The organism is Buttiauxella sp. BIGb0552 (genome assembly GCF_004366275.1).
Lineage (GTDB): Bacteria > Pseudomonadota > Gammaproteobacteria > Enterobacterales > Enterobacteriaceae > Buttiauxella > Buttiauxella gaviniae.
In genome coordinates this window covers 285729-303513 of sequence record NZ_SODY01000001.1, presented here as the reverse complement: position 1 = coordinate 303513, position 17785 = coordinate 285729, and the positions used below count along the sequence as shown (strand labels likewise).

Sequence of the window (17785 nt, the reverse complement as noted above, 5' to 3'; positions counted from 1 at the left end):
TTCTTCTTGTTATAAGGTAGGAAAAACTATCAACAAGGTGCCGAAGATTCAGATTTTTCACATCTTCTGCAAAAACAATGTCTTTAACTCACTGTTGTCGCTTTAAGATCGGTTTATATTGCTAATATGAATAACAGACTGACACGCTATGTCGGGCACTGTTCAGGAGAGAGCATGAAAGACGATTTGGAGCAAAATCTGCTCTACCGTTATTTAGGGACAACCAGCCCATACTGGCGTTTACCAAACGATAGCAACGCTCTGCAATTAGCAGCCAGCGAAAGCTCTGATATCAGCCAGGTGGTGGCTCTTGAGCCCGAGCAGGCGGAACAAATCCGCCAAATGACGGTAATAACCTCAAGCGTCACTATGTCGATTTCATTATTTGGTAATGAAGTTTCCGTACATTTAGTGGGCCGTAAGGTATCCAAAAAAGAGTGGGCGGGTTCGGCATCGGCCTGGAATGACACCCCTTCTGTCGCCCGCGATTTGGTGCAAGGACTCTCATTCGCCGAACAAGTCGTCTCGGAGGCAAACTCTGTCATCGTTATTCTCGACAAATTAGGCAATATTCAACGCTTCAATCGTTTGAGCGAAGAGTATACCGGTCTTAAAGAACAAGAAGTTATTGGCCAAAACGTTTTTAAATTGTTTATGAGCCGTAGTGAGGCCGCCGCTTCCAAGCGCAATATTAGCGGGTTCTTTCGTAACGGAAATTCTTACGAAGTTGAACGTTGGATAAAAACACGAAAAGGCCAGCGGCTGTTTTTGTTTCGCAACAAATTCGTCCATAGCGGTAGCGGTAAGAATGAAATCTATTTGATCTGTTCTGGTACTGATATCACCGAAGAGCGCCGTGCGCAGGAGCGCCTGCGTGTATTGGCGAACACCGACACCATAACCGGCCTACCAAATCGTAACGCCATCAACGATTTAATCTCCTCCGCGATTGAAAACCGTGGTGAAACCCAGGTAGGGATCGTTTATCTCGACCTTGATAACTTTAAAAAAGTGAATGACGCTTACGGGCACATGTTCGGTGACCAGTTATTGCAGGCCGTGTCATTAGCGATTCTAAGTTGCCTTGATGAAGGGCAGATACTCGCGCGTTTGGGTGGAGATGAGTTTATTGTTCTCGCCACTGACACCTCTCAGGCTACGCTCGAAGCCATGTCGTCGCGTATTCTGGCGCGACTAAAACAGCCCTTCCGCATTGGTTTGATTGAAGTCTACTCCGGCTGCTCGTTAGGTATATCGCTGGCTCCGCAACATGGTGAAGACCGTGAAAGTCTAATTCGAAATGCTGATACCGCGATGTATACCGCCAAAGAGAGTGGTCGTGGCAAGTTCTGCGTATTTGCTCCAGAAATGAATCAACGCGTGTTTGAGTACTTGTGGCTCGACACCAACTTACGTAAAGCGCTCGATAATGACCAACTTGTTATTCACTATCAGCCTAAAATGACCTGGAGAGGTGAAGTCAGAAGCCTGGAAGCACTGGTGCGTTGGCAATCGCCGGAGCGCGGGCTGATTCCACCGTTGGATTTTATCTCTTATGCAGAAGAGTCCGGGTTAATTGTGCCTCTTGGGCGATGGGTAATGTTAAGTGTGGTTCAGCAGGTGGCGAAATGGCGTGATAAAGGCATTAATTTACGCGTTGCGGTCAACGTTTCTGCCCGCCAGTTAGCCGATCAAACAATCTTCACCGATCTGAAGCAAGCTCTGAAAGATCTTAATTTTGAATACTGCCCGATTGATGTTGAGCTTACAGAAAGCTGCCTGATTGAAAATGAAGACCTTGCGCTTTCGGTAATTCAGCAATTCAGTCGCTTGGGTGCCCAGGTGCATTTAGATGATTTTGGGACGGGCTATTCCTCACTTTCTCAGCTTGCCCGCTTCCCAATCGATGCGATAAAACTCGATCAAAGTTTTGTGCGCGATATTCATAAGCAGTCGGTTTCCCAATCCCTGGTGCGTGCAATCGTTGCAGTCGCCCAGGCGCTTAATTTACAGGTCATCGCTGAAGGGGTTGAGAACCAAAAGGAAGACGCCTTCCTGACTAAGAATGGCGTCAACGAACGGCAGGGGTATTTATTTGCGAAGCCCATGCCCGCAGCCGTATTCGAACGTTGGTTAAAGCGCTATCAGGCCAGAACGGCGCGATAAGCTTTGCGACCAAATTAGCCAGGGAAATCTGGCTATTTTATTTGCGCAAAAACTTCTTTCGCCGCAAATAGACCATTCAACGCGCAAGGAAACCCTGCATACACCGCCATTTGCATGATCACTTCAATAATTTCCTGTTCCGAACAGCCAACATTCAGCGCGCCCTGGATATGGACTTTGAGCTGTGGCGTCGCATTTCCAAGTGCGGTCAGTGCTGCAACAACAGCAATTTCTCTGGCCTTTAAATCGAGACCTGGTCTTGAGTAGATATCACCAAATGGAAATTCAATCAGCAGACGCGCAAAATCCGGTGCTATATGACTCAGACTCTTAATGACATTTTCACCAGCATGCCCGTCAACCTCTTTTAATTTTTCCAGACCTCGTAGATAACGTTCACTTTCCATTTTCGAATCCCCTTCTGTTATGTAGTGAACGAACTCTAAATTTTACTAAGCAACGCATCCAATACCCTTTTTGTGATACCTTTTTGGTATGAATGAATCCATCGATTTACGACAGTTTCGTTATTTTCTGGCTGTGAGTGAAGAGCTCAACTTCAGCCGTGCCGCGTTGCGTCTGCATATTTCTCAACCTCCTCTGAGCAGGCAAATTCGGCAATTAGAAGACCAACTCGGAGTGCAGTTATTTCTTCGTAGCAAGACGGGTGTCACCCTCACAGATGCGGGGGCCGCATTCTTACCAGAAGTGAAACGCACAATCCTTCAGGCAGAAAAAGCGATTGCCGTCGTAAAAGCGATGCAAAGTAACATTGGAGGGAAATTTGTTGTTGGTTACACAACAGTGTTCGAACGAAGTGCAATCCCTGATGTGACTGAGGTTTTGCACCAACGGTTTCCTGCCTGGCAAATCCACACACCAGGAGATCATTCAATAAATCTCATTCGTGCAGTGAAAAAAGGGACGATGGATGCGGCATTTATCGGCCTGCACACGGACGTTCAAGGTCTTGCTGTTGAAAAACTTTTAGAAGATCCACTGGTGGTGGCTTTGCCCGCAGGACATAAACTTGCGCACAAACGCGTCATCAGTTTTGACTCACTACGTGACGAGCCGATGTTCTGGTTTGAGCGGAAGTTAAATCCCGGCTTTTATGATTACTGCCAGGCGTTTTTCCACAAGATTGATTTCAAGCCTCATATTATTCCGGAACCGCAAGATCATCACATCATGCTGGGGCTTATTGCGGAAGGAAAAGGTATTGCTCTGGTCCCTTCATCGTTGCAGTGCATCAAACGACAAGGGGTTATTTTCCGTAAACTGAAGGAAGAGACTTATCCTCTGACGATGGGTATTGGCGTTGCCTGGGATAAACAAAATCCTTCACCTGTTCTGCAGGCATTTCTTGAGTTGCTGAGGCGTTAACACCTGAAAGAAGACGCCTTTCTTTAAAAGAATGGCGTCAACAAACGGCAGGATTTAGACCAATGCCCACAGCCGTATTCGAGCGTTGGCTCACGTGTTAACTGGCTTTACGCAAAGCTGTAGCGCTGTGACGATTTTGCATTTGCACTAACCTTTCCATATAAGCGATATCCTTAGCTTCGAGGCAAAATGCTGCATCAACCCAGTCTTCGGTGATATCCATCAACTCCGATCGAGGGAGTTGAAGTACACGCTGACGGGCACGCAACATAGCCCGTACACCATTCAGTTTAGGCTGCAATGTATCAATGAAAGTACGAGTAGCAAGATAACCCTGACCGGGTTCAAACAGTTCATCAACCAGTCCAAACTGCTGATGCCACTCAGCGGTGTGAGACTCTCCTTTATAAATCAGCTCTTCAGCAAGTTTCATGCCTGAACGGCGTGCAACCAATGAATAGGCCCCCATTCCCGGGAAGAGGTTAAAAGCAATCTCCGGGAAACCAAGACGGGCATCTCGTTGTGCCAGCACAAAATGATGTGCTAGTGCTGCTTCAAATCCCCCGCCTAATGCACTGCCCTCAACCATCGCAAGGCTAATTGCACCGCTATCAAACCCTCGTGAGGCTGCATGGACACAGTCGACACAAGCCCTGGCATATGCGCGCAATGCCTCACGACGCCCCTGCTGTATTGATTCAACAAAAAAGCCCAAATCGCCGCCAGTGTTATACATTCCCTGCACCAGAGAGCCTGTCACCCAAAAATCAACCACAAAACCCTCCTGTTGAACCAGATACCGCAGGTTCATAATTTCTTCGATTAGCTTGTGGTTGAAGCAAGGACGGGGCTGTGCTCTTAACATCATCCACACAGTGCGACGTTCCGCCTCGTAGTAACCCGACAACTGGGTGAATCGAGTAGTGTCCGTGAACAATTTGCAGGTTGGCTGGTTAATTACTGTCATTATCTTATCCTCATGTTATGAAAGCGTGTTACACGCAGGATCAGACTAATCCACTACCGCACCAGGATGAATGTATCGGAGTGTTTAATAATTATTACTTATATGTTGTTCAATAATTGATTGATGTGTAAGGGTAAAAATTCGCAATTGAGCCTTCTCTTTCCAGACCTTTTTTTGCATTATGAAGGCAACACTTTTCCGCAACTGACCAGGACGCACTATGCCTTCAGTGGACCCTCTGCAACTCGCAAAACGTATTGATACCGTGCTGGATATTCTGGTGGGGGGCGATCATGCGTCTGCTATTAACAATCTTGAAATCCTGAAAACGGAATTGCTGAACATCGCTAATGGTGAAGAGATAAAAGAAGGCGACTTGAAAAAGTCGCCCTGGGAGATTTGAATCTAACGCCGGTGAAAACCGGCGTTTTTATAGGCTCAATGAGCCGAATGCGCCTTGCCAGTCTTTCTCGAAAGTTGCAATCGCAGCATTCACGGCCGGTGTCGTTAACAGTTGTTCAGTGACATCAACAGGTAGCGTAATTGCTTCACATCCTGCCAGTAAACATGACATGGCCTGATGTGGTGTACGGAAACTAGCGGCCAGCACTTTAGATTGTGGGGCGTGCAGAGTCAGCAACTGCTGTAAATCCTGCACCATTTGAATACCATCACCACCCTGCGCATCCAGGCGGTTGACGTACGGCGCAACATACTCAGCCCCAGCTAATGCGGCAAGTAATCCTTGAGCTGCACCATATACCGCAGTGCCCAACGTCGGAATGCCTATTACCTTCAACTGCTTAATCGCCGCCAGGCCTTCTACCGTGGTAGGGACTTTCACAACAAGACCCGGGACACGCTTAACTAGTAATTCAGCCTCTTTCACCATTTCGTCAGCCTGCGCGGCAATGACCTGAGCAAATAGTTTGCCTTCACCACCTAATGCATCCTGCAAGGCCGGTAGTACTTCCCACAAAGAAATCCCCGCTTTGGCAACGATGGAGGGATTGGTTGTTACGCCCTGCAACGGCAAAACACGCGCCAGGCGCTTCACTGCGGCAACGTCAGCAGTATCTAAATACAGTTCCATAAACTCTCCGGATTGGTCATCTATCTGATTCCCGACATCATAACGCCACTGTCTGGTCTTTATCTGATCAAAATCAATAAAACTTTCATTCGAAAGTAATCTAATTTACGAAAGAAGATTAAGGCGGGCTTATGCTATTTAATATCCAACGTTACTCAACACATGATGGTCCAGGGATTCGCACAGTCGTATTCCTTAAAGGCTGCTCTCTGGGCTGCCGCTGGTGCCAGAACCCTGAAAGCCGTGCTCGTGGGCAGGATGTGCTGTTTGACGAGCGTCTATGCCTTGCTGGTTGCGATCTTTGTCCACAGACAGCACCACATGCAATCAGCCGTATTGATGACGTTTTGATTATCGCCCGTGAAAAGCTTACGACTGACGACATGACTACGTTGACGGATTGCTGCCCTACCCAAGCATTAAGCGTATGCGGTGAGACACAAAGTATTGATGCAATCATGCAGAAAGTGCTTCGCGACAGACCATTTTACGACCGCAGCGGTGGAGGAATTACACTTTCTGGCGGCGAACCATTCATGCAGCCTGAAATGGCTGAGCAACTGCTGCGTAAAAGCAAAGAGGCAGGAATTCATACCGCCGTTGAGTCTTGCCTCCATGTGCCGTGGAAATACATAGAACCGTCGATTAACCATCTGGATCTCCTGCTCGCCGACCTTAAGCATGTTGATGCGCAGCGCTTCAAACAATGGACCGACGGCAACGTCGAACGTGTAATGGACAACTTTCGCAAATTGGCTGCACGCAACGTAGAAATGACGATTCGCGTGCCGTTGATCCCAGATTTTAATGCCGACGAGCAATCAATTCGCGCAATCGCTGATTTTGCTGCCGATGAAATCGGTGCGAAAGCGATTCATTTTTTGCCTTACCACACCTTAGGTATCAACAAATACAAGCTCCTGAATATCCCTTATCTGGCCGCGCACCAACCCCTTGATGCGCCAGAACTGCTGCAGTTTGCTGAGCAGTACGCAAGCCAAAAAGGGATGACCGCCTGGATAAGAGGATAAACCGATGACCCAACTGAACCTGAACACCTTAAGCCAACGAATCAAAGATCATAAAGAAGCATTGATTCATATTGTTAAGCCACCAGTTTGTACCGAGCGTGCGCAACATTACACAGCGATTTATCAACAGCACCAGGATAAACCATTACCCGTGCGCCGTGCTCTCGCACTCGCCCACCACCTTGCTGAGCGCACTATCTGGATTAAGCATGATGAATTGATCGTTGGTAACCAGGCAAGCCACGTTCGCGGGGCACCATTCTTCCCTGAGTACACCGTGGGATGGATTGAAACTGAAATTGATGAGTTGGGCGACCGCCCTGGCGCGGGTTTCTCAATTTCAGATGCTGATAAAGCGGTGATGCATGAAATTTGCCCATGGTGGCGTGGTCAAACCGTGCAGGATCGCTGCTACGGAATGTTCACCGACGAGCAAAAGGAGTTACTGGCAAGTGGCATTATTAAAGCCGAAGGAAATATGACTTCAGGCGATGCGCATCTGGCGGTCAACTTCCCACTGTTGCTGGAATTAGGCATTGATGGTTTACGTGCAAAAGTAGCCGAACGTCGTTCACGTCTACACCTGACCGACTGGGAAGATCTGCACAAAGAGCAATTCCTGAAAGCGATTGATATTACTTTCGTTGCATTAAGCGAGCATATTCTACGCTATTCGGCGCTTGCCAAAGAAATGGCGAGCACAGAATCACGTGTTACACGCCGTGATGAACTGCTCGCCATTGCTGAAAACTGCCAACTCATTGCTCATCATAAACCAACCTCATTCTGGCAAGCTTTGCAGTTGAGCTACTTCATACAGCTGGTATTGCAGATAGAATCTAATGGCCACTCCGTATCTTTTGGCCGCCTCGATCAGTTTCTCTATCCATGGTATCGCCGTGATGTCGAACTTGAGCAAAGTTTAGGTCGCGACCAGGCTATCGAACTCCTGCAAAGCTGTTGGTTGAAATTATTGGAAGTGAACAAAATCCGCTCTGGTTCTCACTCCAAAGCCTCTGCCGGCAGCCCGCTTTATCAAAACGTCACCATTGGTGGCCAGACACTGGTTAATGGTGAAGCTGTAGATGCGGTGAATCCACTTTCATACGCCATCCTTGAATCATGTGGGCAGTTACGCTCAACACAGCCGAACTTGAGTGTGCGTTACCATGCTGGAATGAGTAATCACTTCCTTGATGCTTGCGTTCAGGTGATTCGCTGTGGTTTCGGGATGCCTGCATTTAACAACGATGAAATCGTGATTGAGGAGTTTATTAAACTCGGTGTCAGTCGTGAAGATGCATACGACTACGCAGCGATTGGTTGTATTGAAACAGCTGTCGGCGGCAAATGGGGATACCGTTGCACAGGCATGAGTTTCATTAACTTTGCTCGTGTCATGCTGGCTGCACTCGAACATGGTCGTGATGCTACCAGCGGTAAAGTTTTCCTTCCGCAAGAACATGCGCTCTCAGCCGGAAACTTCAGCCAGTTTGATCAGGTGATGAATGCGTGGGATGCTCAAATCCGCTATTACACCCAGAAATCCATAGAGATTGAGTGTGTTGTGGATACGGTTCTGGAAGAAAATGCTCACGACATTCTGTGCTCAGCCCTAGTGGATGACTGCATTGAGCGTGGTAAAAGTATTAAACAAGGCGGCGCAAAATATGACTGGGTTTCTGGCCTGCAAGTTGGTATTGCCAACCTTGGAAACAGCCTTGCAGCAGTGAAAAAATTGGTGTTCGAGCAAGGAGTGATTGGTCAACAACAGCTTGCTGAAGCACTGGCCAATGACTTTGAGGGTTTGACTGGTGAACAGCTACGCCAGCGCCTGATTAATGGCGCCCCAAAATATGGCAACGATGAAGATGAAGTCGATTTACTATTAGCTCGAGCTTACCAAACCTATATTGACGAGCTGAAGCAGTATCACAATACTCGTTTTGGTCGTGGCCCTATCGGCGGAACTTACTACGCGGGTACTTCATCTATATCTGCGAACGTACCATTTGGTGCCGCAACAATGGCAACCCCGGATGGACGTAAAGCAACGACGCCACTGGCAGAAGGTGCAAGCCCGGCCTCAGGCACCGACCGTCTTGGCCCAACGGCAGTTATCAGCTCCGTTGGCAAATTGCCAACCAGTAAGATTTTGGGTGGCGTGTTGCTTAACCAGAAGCTGAATCCGGCAACATTAGATAACCCACGCGACCGTGAAAAATTGATGCTTATGTTGCGTACTTTCTTTGAAGCGCATAAAGGCTGGCATGTTCAATACAACATTGTTTCCCGTGAAACACTGATTGATGCCAAACAATATCCTGATAAGTATCGTGACCTGGTGGTGCGCGTAGCAGGTTATTCTGCTTTCTTTACTGCCTTATCTCCAGACGCGCAGGATGATATTATAGCCCGCACAGAACATACACTTTGATAATCCGGCGGTGCATTAAGCACCGCCTCAAAATTGGCTGACATGAACTCCAGACAACAAATTATTTTACAGATGGTGATAGATCAAGGCCGCATGAGTGTGGCCGATCTCGCTAAAAAAACCGGTGTCTCAGAAGTCACTATTCGCCAGGATCTCAATCTTCTGGAGAAGAAAAGTTATCTGAAACGTGCTCACGGTTATGCCGTTCCGCTAGATAGTGAAGATGTCGAAACCCGAATGATGAACAATTATTCGTTGAAGCGTCATCTTGCTGATTTTGCCGCAACATTGGTAAACGACGGTGAAACGATTTTTATCGAAAATGGCAGTTGCAATGCACTGCTGGCTCGCGCGTTAGCCGAGCAGAAAAAAATAACTCTGATTACCGTCAGTAGCTACATTGCGCATCTTTTGAAAGATACCGATTGTGAAGTTGTGTTGCTGGGTGGCATTTACCAGAAAAAGAGTGAAAGCATGGTTGGCCCTCTGACGCGCCAATTTATCCAGCAAGTCCATTTCAGCAAAGCATTTATCGGTATTGACGGTTTTTTACCAGAAACCGGATTTACCAGCCGCGACATGATGCGCGCTGATGTGGTTAATACTGTGCTGGAAAAAGGTAGTGAAACCATTGTACTGACTGACAGTTCTAAGTTTGGTGCGATGCACCCCTACACTCTCGGCCCGCTCTCACACATTAACCGCGTCATTACAGACGATGCGCTTAGCGGAGTTGCTAGCCAACAATTGCAGGATACGGGGATACAGGTCAATATTGTTAAACAATTTCCGATCGCCTGAGAACCTTTTTAGCTGCCTGCGGCCCAGTAGGCAGCTCTCTTATCAGAATTATCCTGCCTATCCTTTAAGATTATTTACCTATTGTTATTTCCAATACAAATTAGAATATTTATCAGCGATATAACAGGAAGTGATAATCACCGTAGTTATCTTTTAGGTCTTATATCGTTATGCAGTTTCGCGGAACGCTCTATAAGTTGGTTTATTGCCACTATACTTAACTAGAGACTATTTCCGTGAATCAATAATTCAGGAGAAAGTATTATGACCTTAAATAACAAAAAAATTGCTGCCGTTGTGCTGGCTTTAACCGTTGCTACCTCTCTGAGCGCCTGCTCAAACTGGTCCAAACGTGACCGTAACACCGCGATTGGTGCAGGTGCCGGTGCTGTTGGTGGTGCTGTCTTAACTGACGGTAGTGCACTTGGCACATTAGGTGGTGCAGCTGTAGGTGGTATTATCGGTCATCAAGTAAGTAAATAAAGCTTGATACCAGCAAAAGCGTAAATGCTTTTACACATTATAAAATCTTTAATATTCAGGTCTGACTTTCAGCAGTCATAATAAAAGGCCACGGTATATTTACCGTGGCCTGATTGTTTCTATTATATCTTAAACGAATCAACCACCTGCTAATTTTACTTTCATACCTTTTGCTTCAAGCAGAGATTTAATCAGGTCACGTTTATCACCCTGAATCTCAATAACGCCATCTTTTAGTGAACCACCACAACCACATTTTTTCTTCAGTTCGGCGGCGAGCGTTGCTAATTGCGCGTCATCCGCATCGATACCGGTAATCAAACATACACCTTTGCCTTTACGGCCACTGGTTTGTCGTTGAATCCGCACCACACCATCACCTTTTGGGCGAACGGGTGCCGACGCAGGCTCATCAATGCGACCTGTTTCAGTTGAGTAAACTAAACGGCTGTTATCGTCTTTCATCATTCACCTTGCAGCAATGAAGCGCGGATATCACGCAGCGTCTGAGAAGGATTTGCAGATTGGGTGATCGGACGCCCAATTACCATGAAGTCTACACCCGCCGTTTGTGCTTGCTGCGGAGTCATGATGCGGCGCTGATCGCCTGCATCGCTTCCAACCGGGCGAATGCCAGGTGTAACGAGCTTAAATGATTGGCCCAATTCGCTCTTGAAACGCACAGCTTCCTGAGCAGAACAAACCACACCATCTAAACCACAATTTTGTGTCAAACGAGCCAGGCGCTCAGCGTGTTCAGCTGGAGTGGCAGCAATGCCGAGATCGACCAGATCGCTTGCTTCCATGCTGGTAAGGACAGTAACGGCAATCAGTAATGGTGCATCGTTGCCAAATGGCAGCAAAGCTTCACGTGCAGCCGTCATCATACGAGCCCCACCGCTGGCATGAACGTTCACCATCCAGACACCAAGTTCTGCCGCAGCGGCAACTGCATGTGCCGTCGTATTCGGAATATCGTGAAATTTCAGATCAAGGAATACGTCAAAGCCACGTACCTGAATATCTCGCACCAATTGCGGTCCAAACAAAGTAAACATCTCTTTGCCCACTTTTAGACGGCAATCACGCGGGTCGATGCGATCGATGAATGCTAAGGCTTTATCACGATTATCGTAATCAAGTGCGACAACAATAGGAGAATCGGTGGCAACAAGGGAGGAGGATGATGCAGTTGAATTCATGACTAAACCTTCTGATGTTGGACAGCACTGCGCCGCATAGAGATAAACGGCAAGCATTCTACTCGTGGCACACGCAAAATTACAGTTGCCATTACACCCTGCCAGTCATGATTGACTCGATGCTGAGGTGTGTTTTACAGAAAAGATCATTAGTATGTTGTAACTAAAATATCTCTTTTTTTTATAAATACCTGTTATTGCCCATCCAGGCCTCGGATAGGTTTAATCGTTGACCATGCCCGGCAAGAAGGACAATGCCAATAGAGCGTAAAAGCCGTGAAGCCACATTTCTGACAACGATAGCGCGGTTTAGTGCGAACCTGTTCACCAACCATGTCACGAAGCACCATCAGGCTCTCTTTCGCACGCCCTTCTTCTGCTTCCTGCAAGTGGTAATCCATCAGACGATGGAACACACGCATAGTAGGATGACGCTGGAGCTGTCGGTTGATATAAACTTGCGCGACTTCAGACCCCTCTTTATGTTCGAGAATCTCAGCCAGCATCAACTCTGCACCTGCTCCGGTGTTTTCTTCAACACAGCGTTTTAAGAACGCTTCCCACTCTTGCGGTTTATTTAATTGCTGATAGCAGGTCTGTAGCATTTCCAGCGTTTCGCTGACTAATTCGCTATCTTGATCAATAACGCGCTGCAATGTCTCAACGGCTTTTGCATATTCGTTACGAGCCATGAAGATGCGACCCATCATGATAGATATGCGCGCGCAATTTTTATCGGCAGCAGCCCCTTTCTTAAGCAAAGACATGGCTCGATCAAGATCATCGCTCCCCATCAATTGCACCGCCTGCTCACAATAGAAGTGGGCAATTTCTGTACGCTGCTTATCTTTTCCGAGCTTAACCAAACGTTCTGCTACTTCAATGGCTTTTTGCCAGTCGCTGGTTGCCTGGTGAATCAGCAACAATTGTTGCAACGCGCCGATTCGGAAATCAGTTTCATCGATCAACTGGGCAAACATATCTTCAGCGCGGTCGTACAATCCCGCAGCCATATAATCACGGCCCAACTGCTGCACGGCCAGCAAGCGCTGTTCGTAGGTTAGTGAAGCACTTTCCATTAAAGACTGGTGGATACGGATAGCGCGGTCGACCTCACCACGAGAGCGGAACAGGTTACCAAGCGTGAGATGGGCTTCAACAGTACTGGTATCTTCCTTGAGCATATCGAGGAAAAGATCCACAGCTTTATCTTGCTGGTTTGACAGCAAGAAGTTAACCCCCGCCACGTAGTCACGCGACAGGCGATTAGCCTCTTGTTGTTTATCTTGTTGTGCGCTTCTTCGCCCCATATACCAGCCGTAGGCGGCAGCGATAGGAAGTAGCAGAAACAACAATTCCAGCATGGCAGGTTATTCCTTCACAGCCGGTACAACAGCCGCAGTAACATCAGAATCTGTAGTAATTTGCTGCTCCAGGCGTTTAATTTTACGATCGGCGCGCGCAAGTGATACCCGCAAGCGCAACCAGAACAGGCCACAAATCAGCCAGCCCAGTAAAAAACCAGCAGCAAAAAGAGTCGCCAACAAAGTGGAGACGCGGTATTCGCCTTGTGCCAACAGATAGTTGAAATTGACTACCTGATCGTTTTGCGCGCCCAGAGTGACAGAAATCACAAAAATCGCTAGCACCAGTAAGAAAATGAATAAGTATTTCACATTACTTCCCGTCATGTGGTCTTACGCGACTAAATTATGCCCGAATGCTTTTACCCAACGGTATAAACTACCATTTCCCGGGTGTTCGGGGAATCCATAGAGAGCGTCCAATTCATAAGAAATGGGGATTAAATCAATAATCTCAAGGCTCATCATCCCGTTCGGCTATTTCATCAGCTTCTTGCGGCGGCGGTGAAAGCGGGCCGCATAATTTTTGTGCAAGCCAGGTTGCCAATGTTATCAATGCCCAGGAGATGATTGTGGCTACCACTAAATCCCGTGGCCAATGCATCCCGAGAAGCAACCGGCTGCCCATTACACCTGTTGCCCAAACTAACAGCAAAGCAATTGTCAAAGTTCGCCTGCGAGGCCACAACAGTCCAACACCCAACAAGGCCCAACTTGCCGCAAACATCGTGTGCCCTGATGGAAATGCAAAACCGGTCTCTTTTTGCCAGTGTTTACGTAACCAACCAGGGACTTCCTGTTGCGTTTCAAGCTGGCTTTTTACCAGTTCGCTACGCTGCTTACGCTTTAAATTGTAGAACTCATCAGTTGGAATATGTTGCGTCTTTTCCAGCCATACAACAAACGGCCGCGGTTCCTGCACTTTATCTTTGATGACAGATTTTACGCCCTGCCCAATAAGGATAGCTGCACCGAGTATGGCAAATAGCATTAGAGCTGCTTTTAAGCGAAACCTCAGGCACCACAAAAACCAACCGCACAACACAACATGAGTAATAATGCCCCAGGGCTGAGTTACAGTTTCGGTCACCCAATACATCATTTTAAGCCAGACACTATTTCCTCCCGGAACCCACTGCCACCCCGAAATCCATACGGCTAAAGGCATGATTAACAGTATTCCAGCACCAATTGTCGTTCGCTTTGCTATTGCCCGCATCACTTATCCTTATGCAATTTGAACATTAAGAATACCTGAAAAAGCGCACCGATGGGAAAACGTAGCGTAACGCAAAGCGTAAAAATAGGAGCCGTGGCAGTCAATTAGGTGAAGTACCCGCCGTTGTGGCAAAATAGCCAGAAGTAATTAAACAAGCCAGACAGCTGGCAGGCACGATGAGTGCCAACATAAGTACCTGGAGAATCACATGCAGCTTAAACGTGTGGCAGAAGCCAAACTGCCAACCCCATGGGGCGATTTCCTGATGGTGGGCTTTGAAGAACTGGCAACTGGACAAGACCACGTTGCTCTGGTTTTTGGTGATATTAGCGGGAATGATTCTGTTCTGGCGCGAGTGCATTCTGAGTGTCTGACGGGGGATGCCCTATTCAGCCTGCGCTGTGATTGCGGTTTCCAGCTTGAAGCAGCTCTTTCCCAGATTGCAGAAGAAGGCCGCGGTATTTTGTTATATCACCGTCAAGAAGGTCGTAACATTGGTCTACTTAATAAAATCCGCGCCTATGCATTGCAGGATAAAGGCTACGATACGGTCGAAGCCAACCACCAACTCGGCTTTGCCGCCGATGAACGTGACTTCACGCTGTGTGCTGACATGTTTAAGCTATTAAGTGTCGACGCGGTACGCTTGTTGACCAACAACCCACGTAAGGTAGAAATTCTCAGTGAAGCGGGGATTAATATCATTGAACGTGTGCCACTGATCGTGGGCCGTAATCCGAAAAACGCGCATTACCTGGATACTAAGGCCGCTAAAATGGGCCATTTGCTGTCCGAAGATTAAGAGATTTCTCCCCCATCGCTGGGGGAGATTTTTGTCTAATTTAGCATGTTGCGAATAACGTAATGCAGGATGCCATCATTTTTGAAGTATGTCAGTTCATTGCCGGTATCAATACGGCAGCGGCACTCCACCACCTCTTGTCTACCATCGGCGAAGGTTAATTTCACCGGAACCGTAGCGCCTGGCGTCAGATCATTGAGCCCACTGATATCAATAAACTCCTCCCCCGTCAGACCTAACGTTTTACGCGTCACTCCCTGCGGGAATTCCAGTGGTAAAATACCCATGCCAATCAAGTTTGAACGGTGGATACGCTCAAATGACTCAGAGATAACCACTCGTACCCCAAGCAGACGCGGGCCTTTTGCCGCCCAGTCACGGCTGGAACCGGAGCCATACTCTTTACCGGCAAATACCGCGAGCGGAATGCCTTTGTCGCGATATTTCATTGCAGCGTCATAAATTGAGATGACTTCGTCGCCAGGAAGCAAACGCGTCATCCCCCCTTCAACACCCGGCACCATTTCGTTACGGATGCGAATGTTGGCAAAAGTCCCACGCATCATCACTTCGTGGTTACCCCTACGCGATCCATAGGAGTTAAAATCTTTGCGCTCAACACCATGGTTTTGTAGGTAACGCCCTGCCGGACTATCAGGCTTAATACTCCCGGCTGGTGAGATGTGATCAGTAGTTACTGAATCCCCCAGCATGGCCAGCACGCGGGCACCATGAATGTCCTGCAATGGTTTCGGCGTAGCTTCCATTTCATCAAAGAATGGCGACAGACGAATATAAGTAGAATCACTCTGCCAGCCATAGGTATCTGAATGGTCTACCTCGATACTTTGCCACTCAGGCGTTCCCTCAAAGACTTCAGCGTACTCTTTGTGGAACATTTCCGTTGATACCTGCGCGACTGCACGGGCAATTTCCTGGCTGCTCGGCCAAATATCTTTGAGGTAAACAGGATCACCTTTGCGGTCATGCCCAAGTGGATCGGTGGTCAAATTAACGTTCATATTCCCGGCAAGCGCATAAGCAACCACTAGCGGTGGCGATGCCAGCCAGTTAGTTTTCACCAGCGGGTGAATACGACCTTCGAAGTTACGGTTTCCTGACAACACGGCACCAACGGTCAGATCACCCTTCTTAATTGCCTGTTCGATGGGATCCGGCAACGGCCCGGAGTTACCAATACAGGTGGTGCAGCCATAACCTACCAGGTTAAAACCTAGCTCATCGAGATAAGGAGTAAGTTTTGCCTTCGCAAGATAATCCGAAACAACTTTAGAGCCTGGTGCCAGTGAAGCTTTTACCCACGGCTGGCGTTTTAAACCTAAAGTCACGGCTTTTTTAGCCAGCAAGCCCGCCGCCATCAGGACACTTGGGTTTGAAGTGTTAGTACAAGACGTAATGGCCGAAATAACCACCGCCCCATCTGGCAACTGATAGCTCTTCCCGCCCATGGTGTAATCCACGGGTGCGCGATCTTTATGGCTGCTATTTACTTCAAGCTCATTACTAGCGCTAAAGGCTTTTGGCACATCACCCAACGCTACACGATCCTGTGGGCGTTTCGGCCCGGCAAGGCTTGCTTCAACCTCATTCATATCCAGTGACAGTGTGCTGGTAAATACAGGCTCATCGCCCGTATTACGCCACATCCCCTGAACCTTCGCATAGGCTTCCACCAGTGCGATTTGTTGTTCGCTACGCCCGCTCAGGCGCATGTAATCCAGCGTGACGGTATCAATCGGGAAGAATCCGCAGGTTGCACCATATTCTGGTGCCATATTGGCGATGGTTGCGCGGTCGGCCAGTGGCAATGAGTCCAGGCCATCGCCATAGAATTCAACGAATTTACCAACCACACCGTGTTTACGTAGCATTTGCGTGACGGTGAGTACGAGGTCGGTCGCAGTAATGCCCTCCCGCAATTTACCATTAAGTTTAAAGCCTACAACATCCGGGATGAGCATCGAAACAGGTTGTCCAAGCATGGCAGCTTCGGCTTCTATACCGCCTACCCCCCATCCCAGAACACCAAGGCCGTTGATCATCGTGGTGTGCGAATCGGTGCCCACCAGCGTGTCTGGATAAGCTACCAGCTCATCACCCTGCATTTCGCTCCATACTGCTTTGCCAAGATATTCCAGGTTGACCTGGTGGCAGATTCCAGTACCCGGCGGTACCACACTAAACCGACTAAATGCTTGTTGGCCCCAGCGCAGGAAAACATATCGCTCATGGTTACGTTCCATTTCCAGGCGAACGTTTTCTTCAAAAGCATCGTCATTACCGAAATGATCGACAGTCACGGAGTGGTCAATAACAAGGTCAACAGGGGAAAGTGGATTAACTTTGGCAACATCTCCGCCCAGACGTTTTACGGCTTCACGCATGGCGGCTAAATCAACCACTGCCGGTACGCCAGTAAAATCCTGCATCAGAACACGCGCCGGGCGATAAGCAATTTCACGATCGGCATGAGCATTCTTCAGCCAGGCGGCCAGGGCATGAATATCATCTTGAGTGACGGAGTTTTCATCCTGCCAGCGCAGCAGGTTTTCAAGCAGAACTTTCAATGACTTGGGTAAACGAGTGATATCCCCAAGTTCCTTTGCGGCCAGCGGCAAGCTGTAATAGTGATAGGTTTTATTCAGCGCCTGTAAAGTATCCTTACTGGCCTCTCGTAGCGTTAACGACATAGCTCCTCCGTAAATTTCTTAGGATAGCGGTATCCCTGACTAAGATCAGGGACAGTATTAAAGATAACACAAAGATGTCGTAACGATTTGATAACAACCCAAATTGATAAATCAGGTTGTGTA

General features: G+C 48.0%; 17 protein-coding genes. 8 read left to right on the top strand and 9 right to left on the bottom strand.

Annotated elements, in window-relative coordinates; genetic code table 11:
• The first annotated feature begins 174 nt into the window (after positions 1 to 174).
• Positions 175 to 2166 carry a cyclic di-GMP phosphodiesterase gene (gene pdeR / locus EDF88_RS01440; protein ID WP_064511614.1) on the top strand — a complete coding sequence of 664 codons (1992 nt, stop codon included), beginning with the start codon at positions 175 to 177 and terminating at the stop codon, positions 2164 to 2166.
• A 32-nt stretch (positions 2167 to 2198) separates the two neighbouring features.
• Here the strand turns inward: pdeR and EDF88_RS01435 are convergent, their stop codons facing one another.
• Complete coding sequence (locus tag EDF88_RS01435) at positions 2199 to 2573, bottom strand: carboxymuconolactone decarboxylase family protein (RefSeq protein WP_134182402.1); 375 nt, start codon at positions 2571 to 2573, stop codon at positions 2199 to 2201.
• Positions 2574 to 2661: 88 nt separating this feature from the next.
• Between EDF88_RS01435 and EDF88_RS01430 the strand changes: the two genes are divergently transcribed.
• On the top strand, positions 2662 to 3552 hold the full coding sequence (locus EDF88_RS01430; protein WP_134182400.1) for a LysR substrate-binding domain-containing protein: 891 nt from the start codon (positions 2662 to 2664) through the stop codon (positions 3550 to 3552).
• A 97-nt stretch (positions 3553 to 3649) separates the two neighbouring features.
• Here EDF88_RS01430 and EDF88_RS01425 read toward each other — a convergent pair whose 3' ends face one another.
• On the bottom strand, positions 3650 to 4519 hold the full coding sequence (locus EDF88_RS01425) for a crotonase/enoyl-CoA hydratase family protein (RefSeq protein WP_064511617.1): 870 nt from the start codon (positions 4517 to 4519) through the stop codon (positions 3650 to 3652).
• Between the two features lie 220 nt (positions 4520 to 4739).
• Between EDF88_RS01425 and EDF88_RS01420 the strand changes: the two genes are divergently transcribed.
• On the top strand, positions 4740 to 4922 hold the full coding sequence (locus EDF88_RS01420) for a hypothetical protein (protein WP_034455445.1): 183 nt from the start codon (positions 4740 to 4742) through the stop codon (positions 4920 to 4922).
• A 27-nt stretch (positions 4923 to 4949) separates the two neighbouring features.
• On the opposite strand, the gene fsa is transcribed toward EDF88_RS01420, so the two are convergent.
• Positions 4950 to 5612, bottom strand: coding sequence for a fructose-6-phosphate aldolase (gene fsa, locus EDF88_RS01415; protein ID WP_134182398.1), 663 nt, complete (start codon positions 5610 to 5612; stop codon positions 4950 to 4952).
• Between the two features lie 131 nt (positions 5613 to 5743).
• On the opposite strand from fsa, the gene EDF88_RS01410 reads away from it, so the two are divergent.
• The 4 genes from EDF88_RS01410 to osmB all read left to right on the top strand — a co-directional run bounded on the left by EDF88_RS01410 (position 5744) and on the right by osmB (position 10364).
• Complete coding sequence (locus tag EDF88_RS01410; RefSeq protein ID WP_134182396.1) at positions 5744 to 6643, top strand: glycyl-radical enzyme activating protein; 900 nt, start codon at positions 5744 to 5746, stop codon at positions 6641 to 6643.
• Positions 6644 to 6647: 4 nt separating this feature from the next.
• Positions 6648 to 9080 carry a formate C-acetyltransferase/glycerol dehydratase family glycyl radical enzyme gene (locus tag EDF88_RS01405; RefSeq protein WP_134182394.1) on the top strand — a complete coding sequence of 811 codons (2433 nt, stop codon included), beginning with the start codon at positions 6648 to 6650 and terminating at the stop codon, positions 9078 to 9080.
• Positions 9081 to 9122: 42 nt separating this feature from the next.
• The gene (locus EDF88_RS01400; protein WP_134182392.1) at positions 9123 to 9881 is read left to right on the top strand and encodes a DNA-binding transcriptional regulator YciT; all 759 of its coding nucleotides are present in this window, start codon (positions 9123 to 9125) and stop codon (positions 9879 to 9881) included.
• A gap of 264 nt (positions 9882 to 10145) precedes the next feature.
• Positions 10146 to 10364 (top strand): osmotically-inducible lipoprotein OsmB, encoded by a 219-nt coding sequence (osmB, locus tag EDF88_RS01395; protein WP_064511622.1) that lies wholly within the window; start codon positions 10146 to 10148, stop codon positions 10362 to 10364.
• Positions 10365 to 10502: 138 nt separating this feature from the next.
• Here osmB and yciH read toward each other — a convergent pair whose 3' ends face one another.
• From yciH to pgpB, 5 genes are all read right to left on the bottom strand, one after another.
• Positions 10503 to 10829: a stress response translation initiation inhibitor YciH gene (yciH, locus tag EDF88_RS01390; protein WP_064511623.1), complete on the bottom strand. Its 327-nt coding sequence runs from the start codon at positions 10827 to 10829 to the stop codon at positions 10503 to 10505.
• The gene (gene pyrF, locus EDF88_RS01385; RefSeq protein ID WP_064511624.1) at positions 10829 to 11566 is read right to left on the bottom strand and encodes an orotidine-5'-phosphate decarboxylase; all 738 of its coding nucleotides are present in this window, start codon (positions 11564 to 11566) and stop codon (positions 10829 to 10831) included. The genes yciH and pyrF overlap by 1 nt, the downstream gene beginning before the upstream one ends.
• 194 nt (positions 11567 to 11760) lie before the next feature.
• Complete coding sequence (lapB, locus tag EDF88_RS01380; RefSeq protein WP_134182391.1) at positions 11761 to 12930, bottom strand: lipopolysaccharide assembly protein LapB; 1170 nt, start codon at positions 12928 to 12930, stop codon at positions 11761 to 11763.
• A 6-nt stretch (positions 12931 to 12936) separates the two neighbouring features.
• Entirely contained in the window at positions 12937 to 13242 is a 306-nt protein-coding gene (locus EDF88_RS01375) for a LapA family protein (protein ID WP_034455436.1), read from the bottom strand.
• A 142-nt stretch (positions 13243 to 13384) separates the two neighbouring features.
• Positions 13385 to 14149, bottom strand: a complete 765-nt coding sequence (gene pgpB, locus EDF88_RS01370; RefSeq protein WP_064511626.1) for a phosphatidylglycerophosphatase B — start codon at positions 14147 to 14149, stop codon at positions 13385 to 13387.
• A 208-nt stretch (positions 14150 to 14357) separates the two neighbouring features.
• Between pgpB and ribA the strand changes: the two genes are divergently transcribed.
• Entirely contained in the window at positions 14358 to 14951 is a 594-nt protein-coding gene (gene ribA / locus EDF88_RS01365; RefSeq protein ID WP_134182389.1) for a GTP cyclohydrolase II, read from the top strand.
• A 35-nt stretch (positions 14952 to 14986) separates the two neighbouring features.
• On the opposite strand, the gene acnA is transcribed toward ribA, so the two are convergent.
• Positions 14987 to 17662 carry an aconitate hydratase AcnA gene (gene acnA, locus EDF88_RS01360; RefSeq protein ID WP_134182387.1) on the bottom strand — a complete coding sequence of 892 codons (2676 nt, stop codon included), beginning with the start codon at positions 17660 to 17662 and terminating at the stop codon, positions 14987 to 14989.
• Positions 17663 to 17785 lie beyond the last annotated feature (123 nt).

Coding starts and splice junctions, on each gene's coding strand:
- pdeR (WP_064511614.1), top strand. CDS start 175: ATGAAAGACGATTTGGAGCAAAATCTGCTCTACCGTTATTTAGGGACA.
- EDF88_RS01435 (WP_134182402.1), bottom strand. CDS start 2,573: ATGGAAAGTGAACGTTATCTACGAGGTCTGGAAAAATTAAAAGAGGTT.
- EDF88_RS01430 (WP_134182400.1), top strand. CDS start 2,662: ATGAATGAATCCATCGATTTACGACAGTTTCGTTATTTTCTGGCTGTG.
- EDF88_RS01425 (WP_064511617.1), bottom strand. CDS start 4,519: ATGACAGTAATTAACCAGCCAACCTGCAAATTGTTCACGGACACTACT.
- EDF88_RS01420 (WP_034455445.1), top strand. CDS start 4,740: ATGCCTTCAGTGGACCCTCTGCAACTCGCAAAACGTATTGATACCGTG.
- fsa (WP_134182398.1), bottom strand. CDS start 5,612: ATGGAACTGTATTTAGATACTGCTGACGTTGCCGCAGTGAAGCGCCTG.
- EDF88_RS01410 (WP_134182396.1), top strand. CDS start 5,744: ATGCTATTTAATATCCAACGTTACTCAACACATGATGGTCCAGGGATT.
- EDF88_RS01405 (WP_134182394.1), top strand. CDS start 6,648: ATGACCCAACTGAACCTGAACACCTTAAGCCAACGAATCAAAGATCAT.
- EDF88_RS01400 (WP_134182392.1), top strand. CDS start 9,123: ATGAACTCCAGACAACAAATTATTTTACAGATGGTGATAGATCAAGGC.
- osmB (WP_064511622.1), top strand. CDS start 10,146: ATGACCTTAAATAACAAAAAAATTGCTGCCGTTGTGCTGGCTTTAACC.
- yciH (WP_064511623.1), bottom strand. CDS start 10,829: ATGAAAGACGATAACAGCCGTTTAGTTTACTCAACTGAAACAGGTCGC.
- pyrF (WP_064511624.1), bottom strand. CDS start 11,566: ATGAATTCAACTGCATCATCCTCCTCCCTTGTTGCCACCGATTCTCCT.
- lapB (WP_134182391.1), bottom strand. CDS start 12,930: ATGCTGGAATTGTTGTTTCTGCTACTTCCTATCGCTGCCGCCTACGGC.
- pgpB (WP_064511626.1), bottom strand. CDS start 14,149: ATGCGGGCAATAGCAAAGCGAACGACAATTGGTGCTGGAATACTGTTA.
- ribA (WP_134182389.1), top strand. CDS start 14,358: ATGCAGCTTAAACGTGTGGCAGAAGCCAAACTGCCAACCCCATGGGGC.
- acnA (WP_134182387.1), bottom strand. CDS start 17,662: ATGTCGTTAACGCTACGAGAGGCCAGTAAGGATACTTTACAGGCGCTG.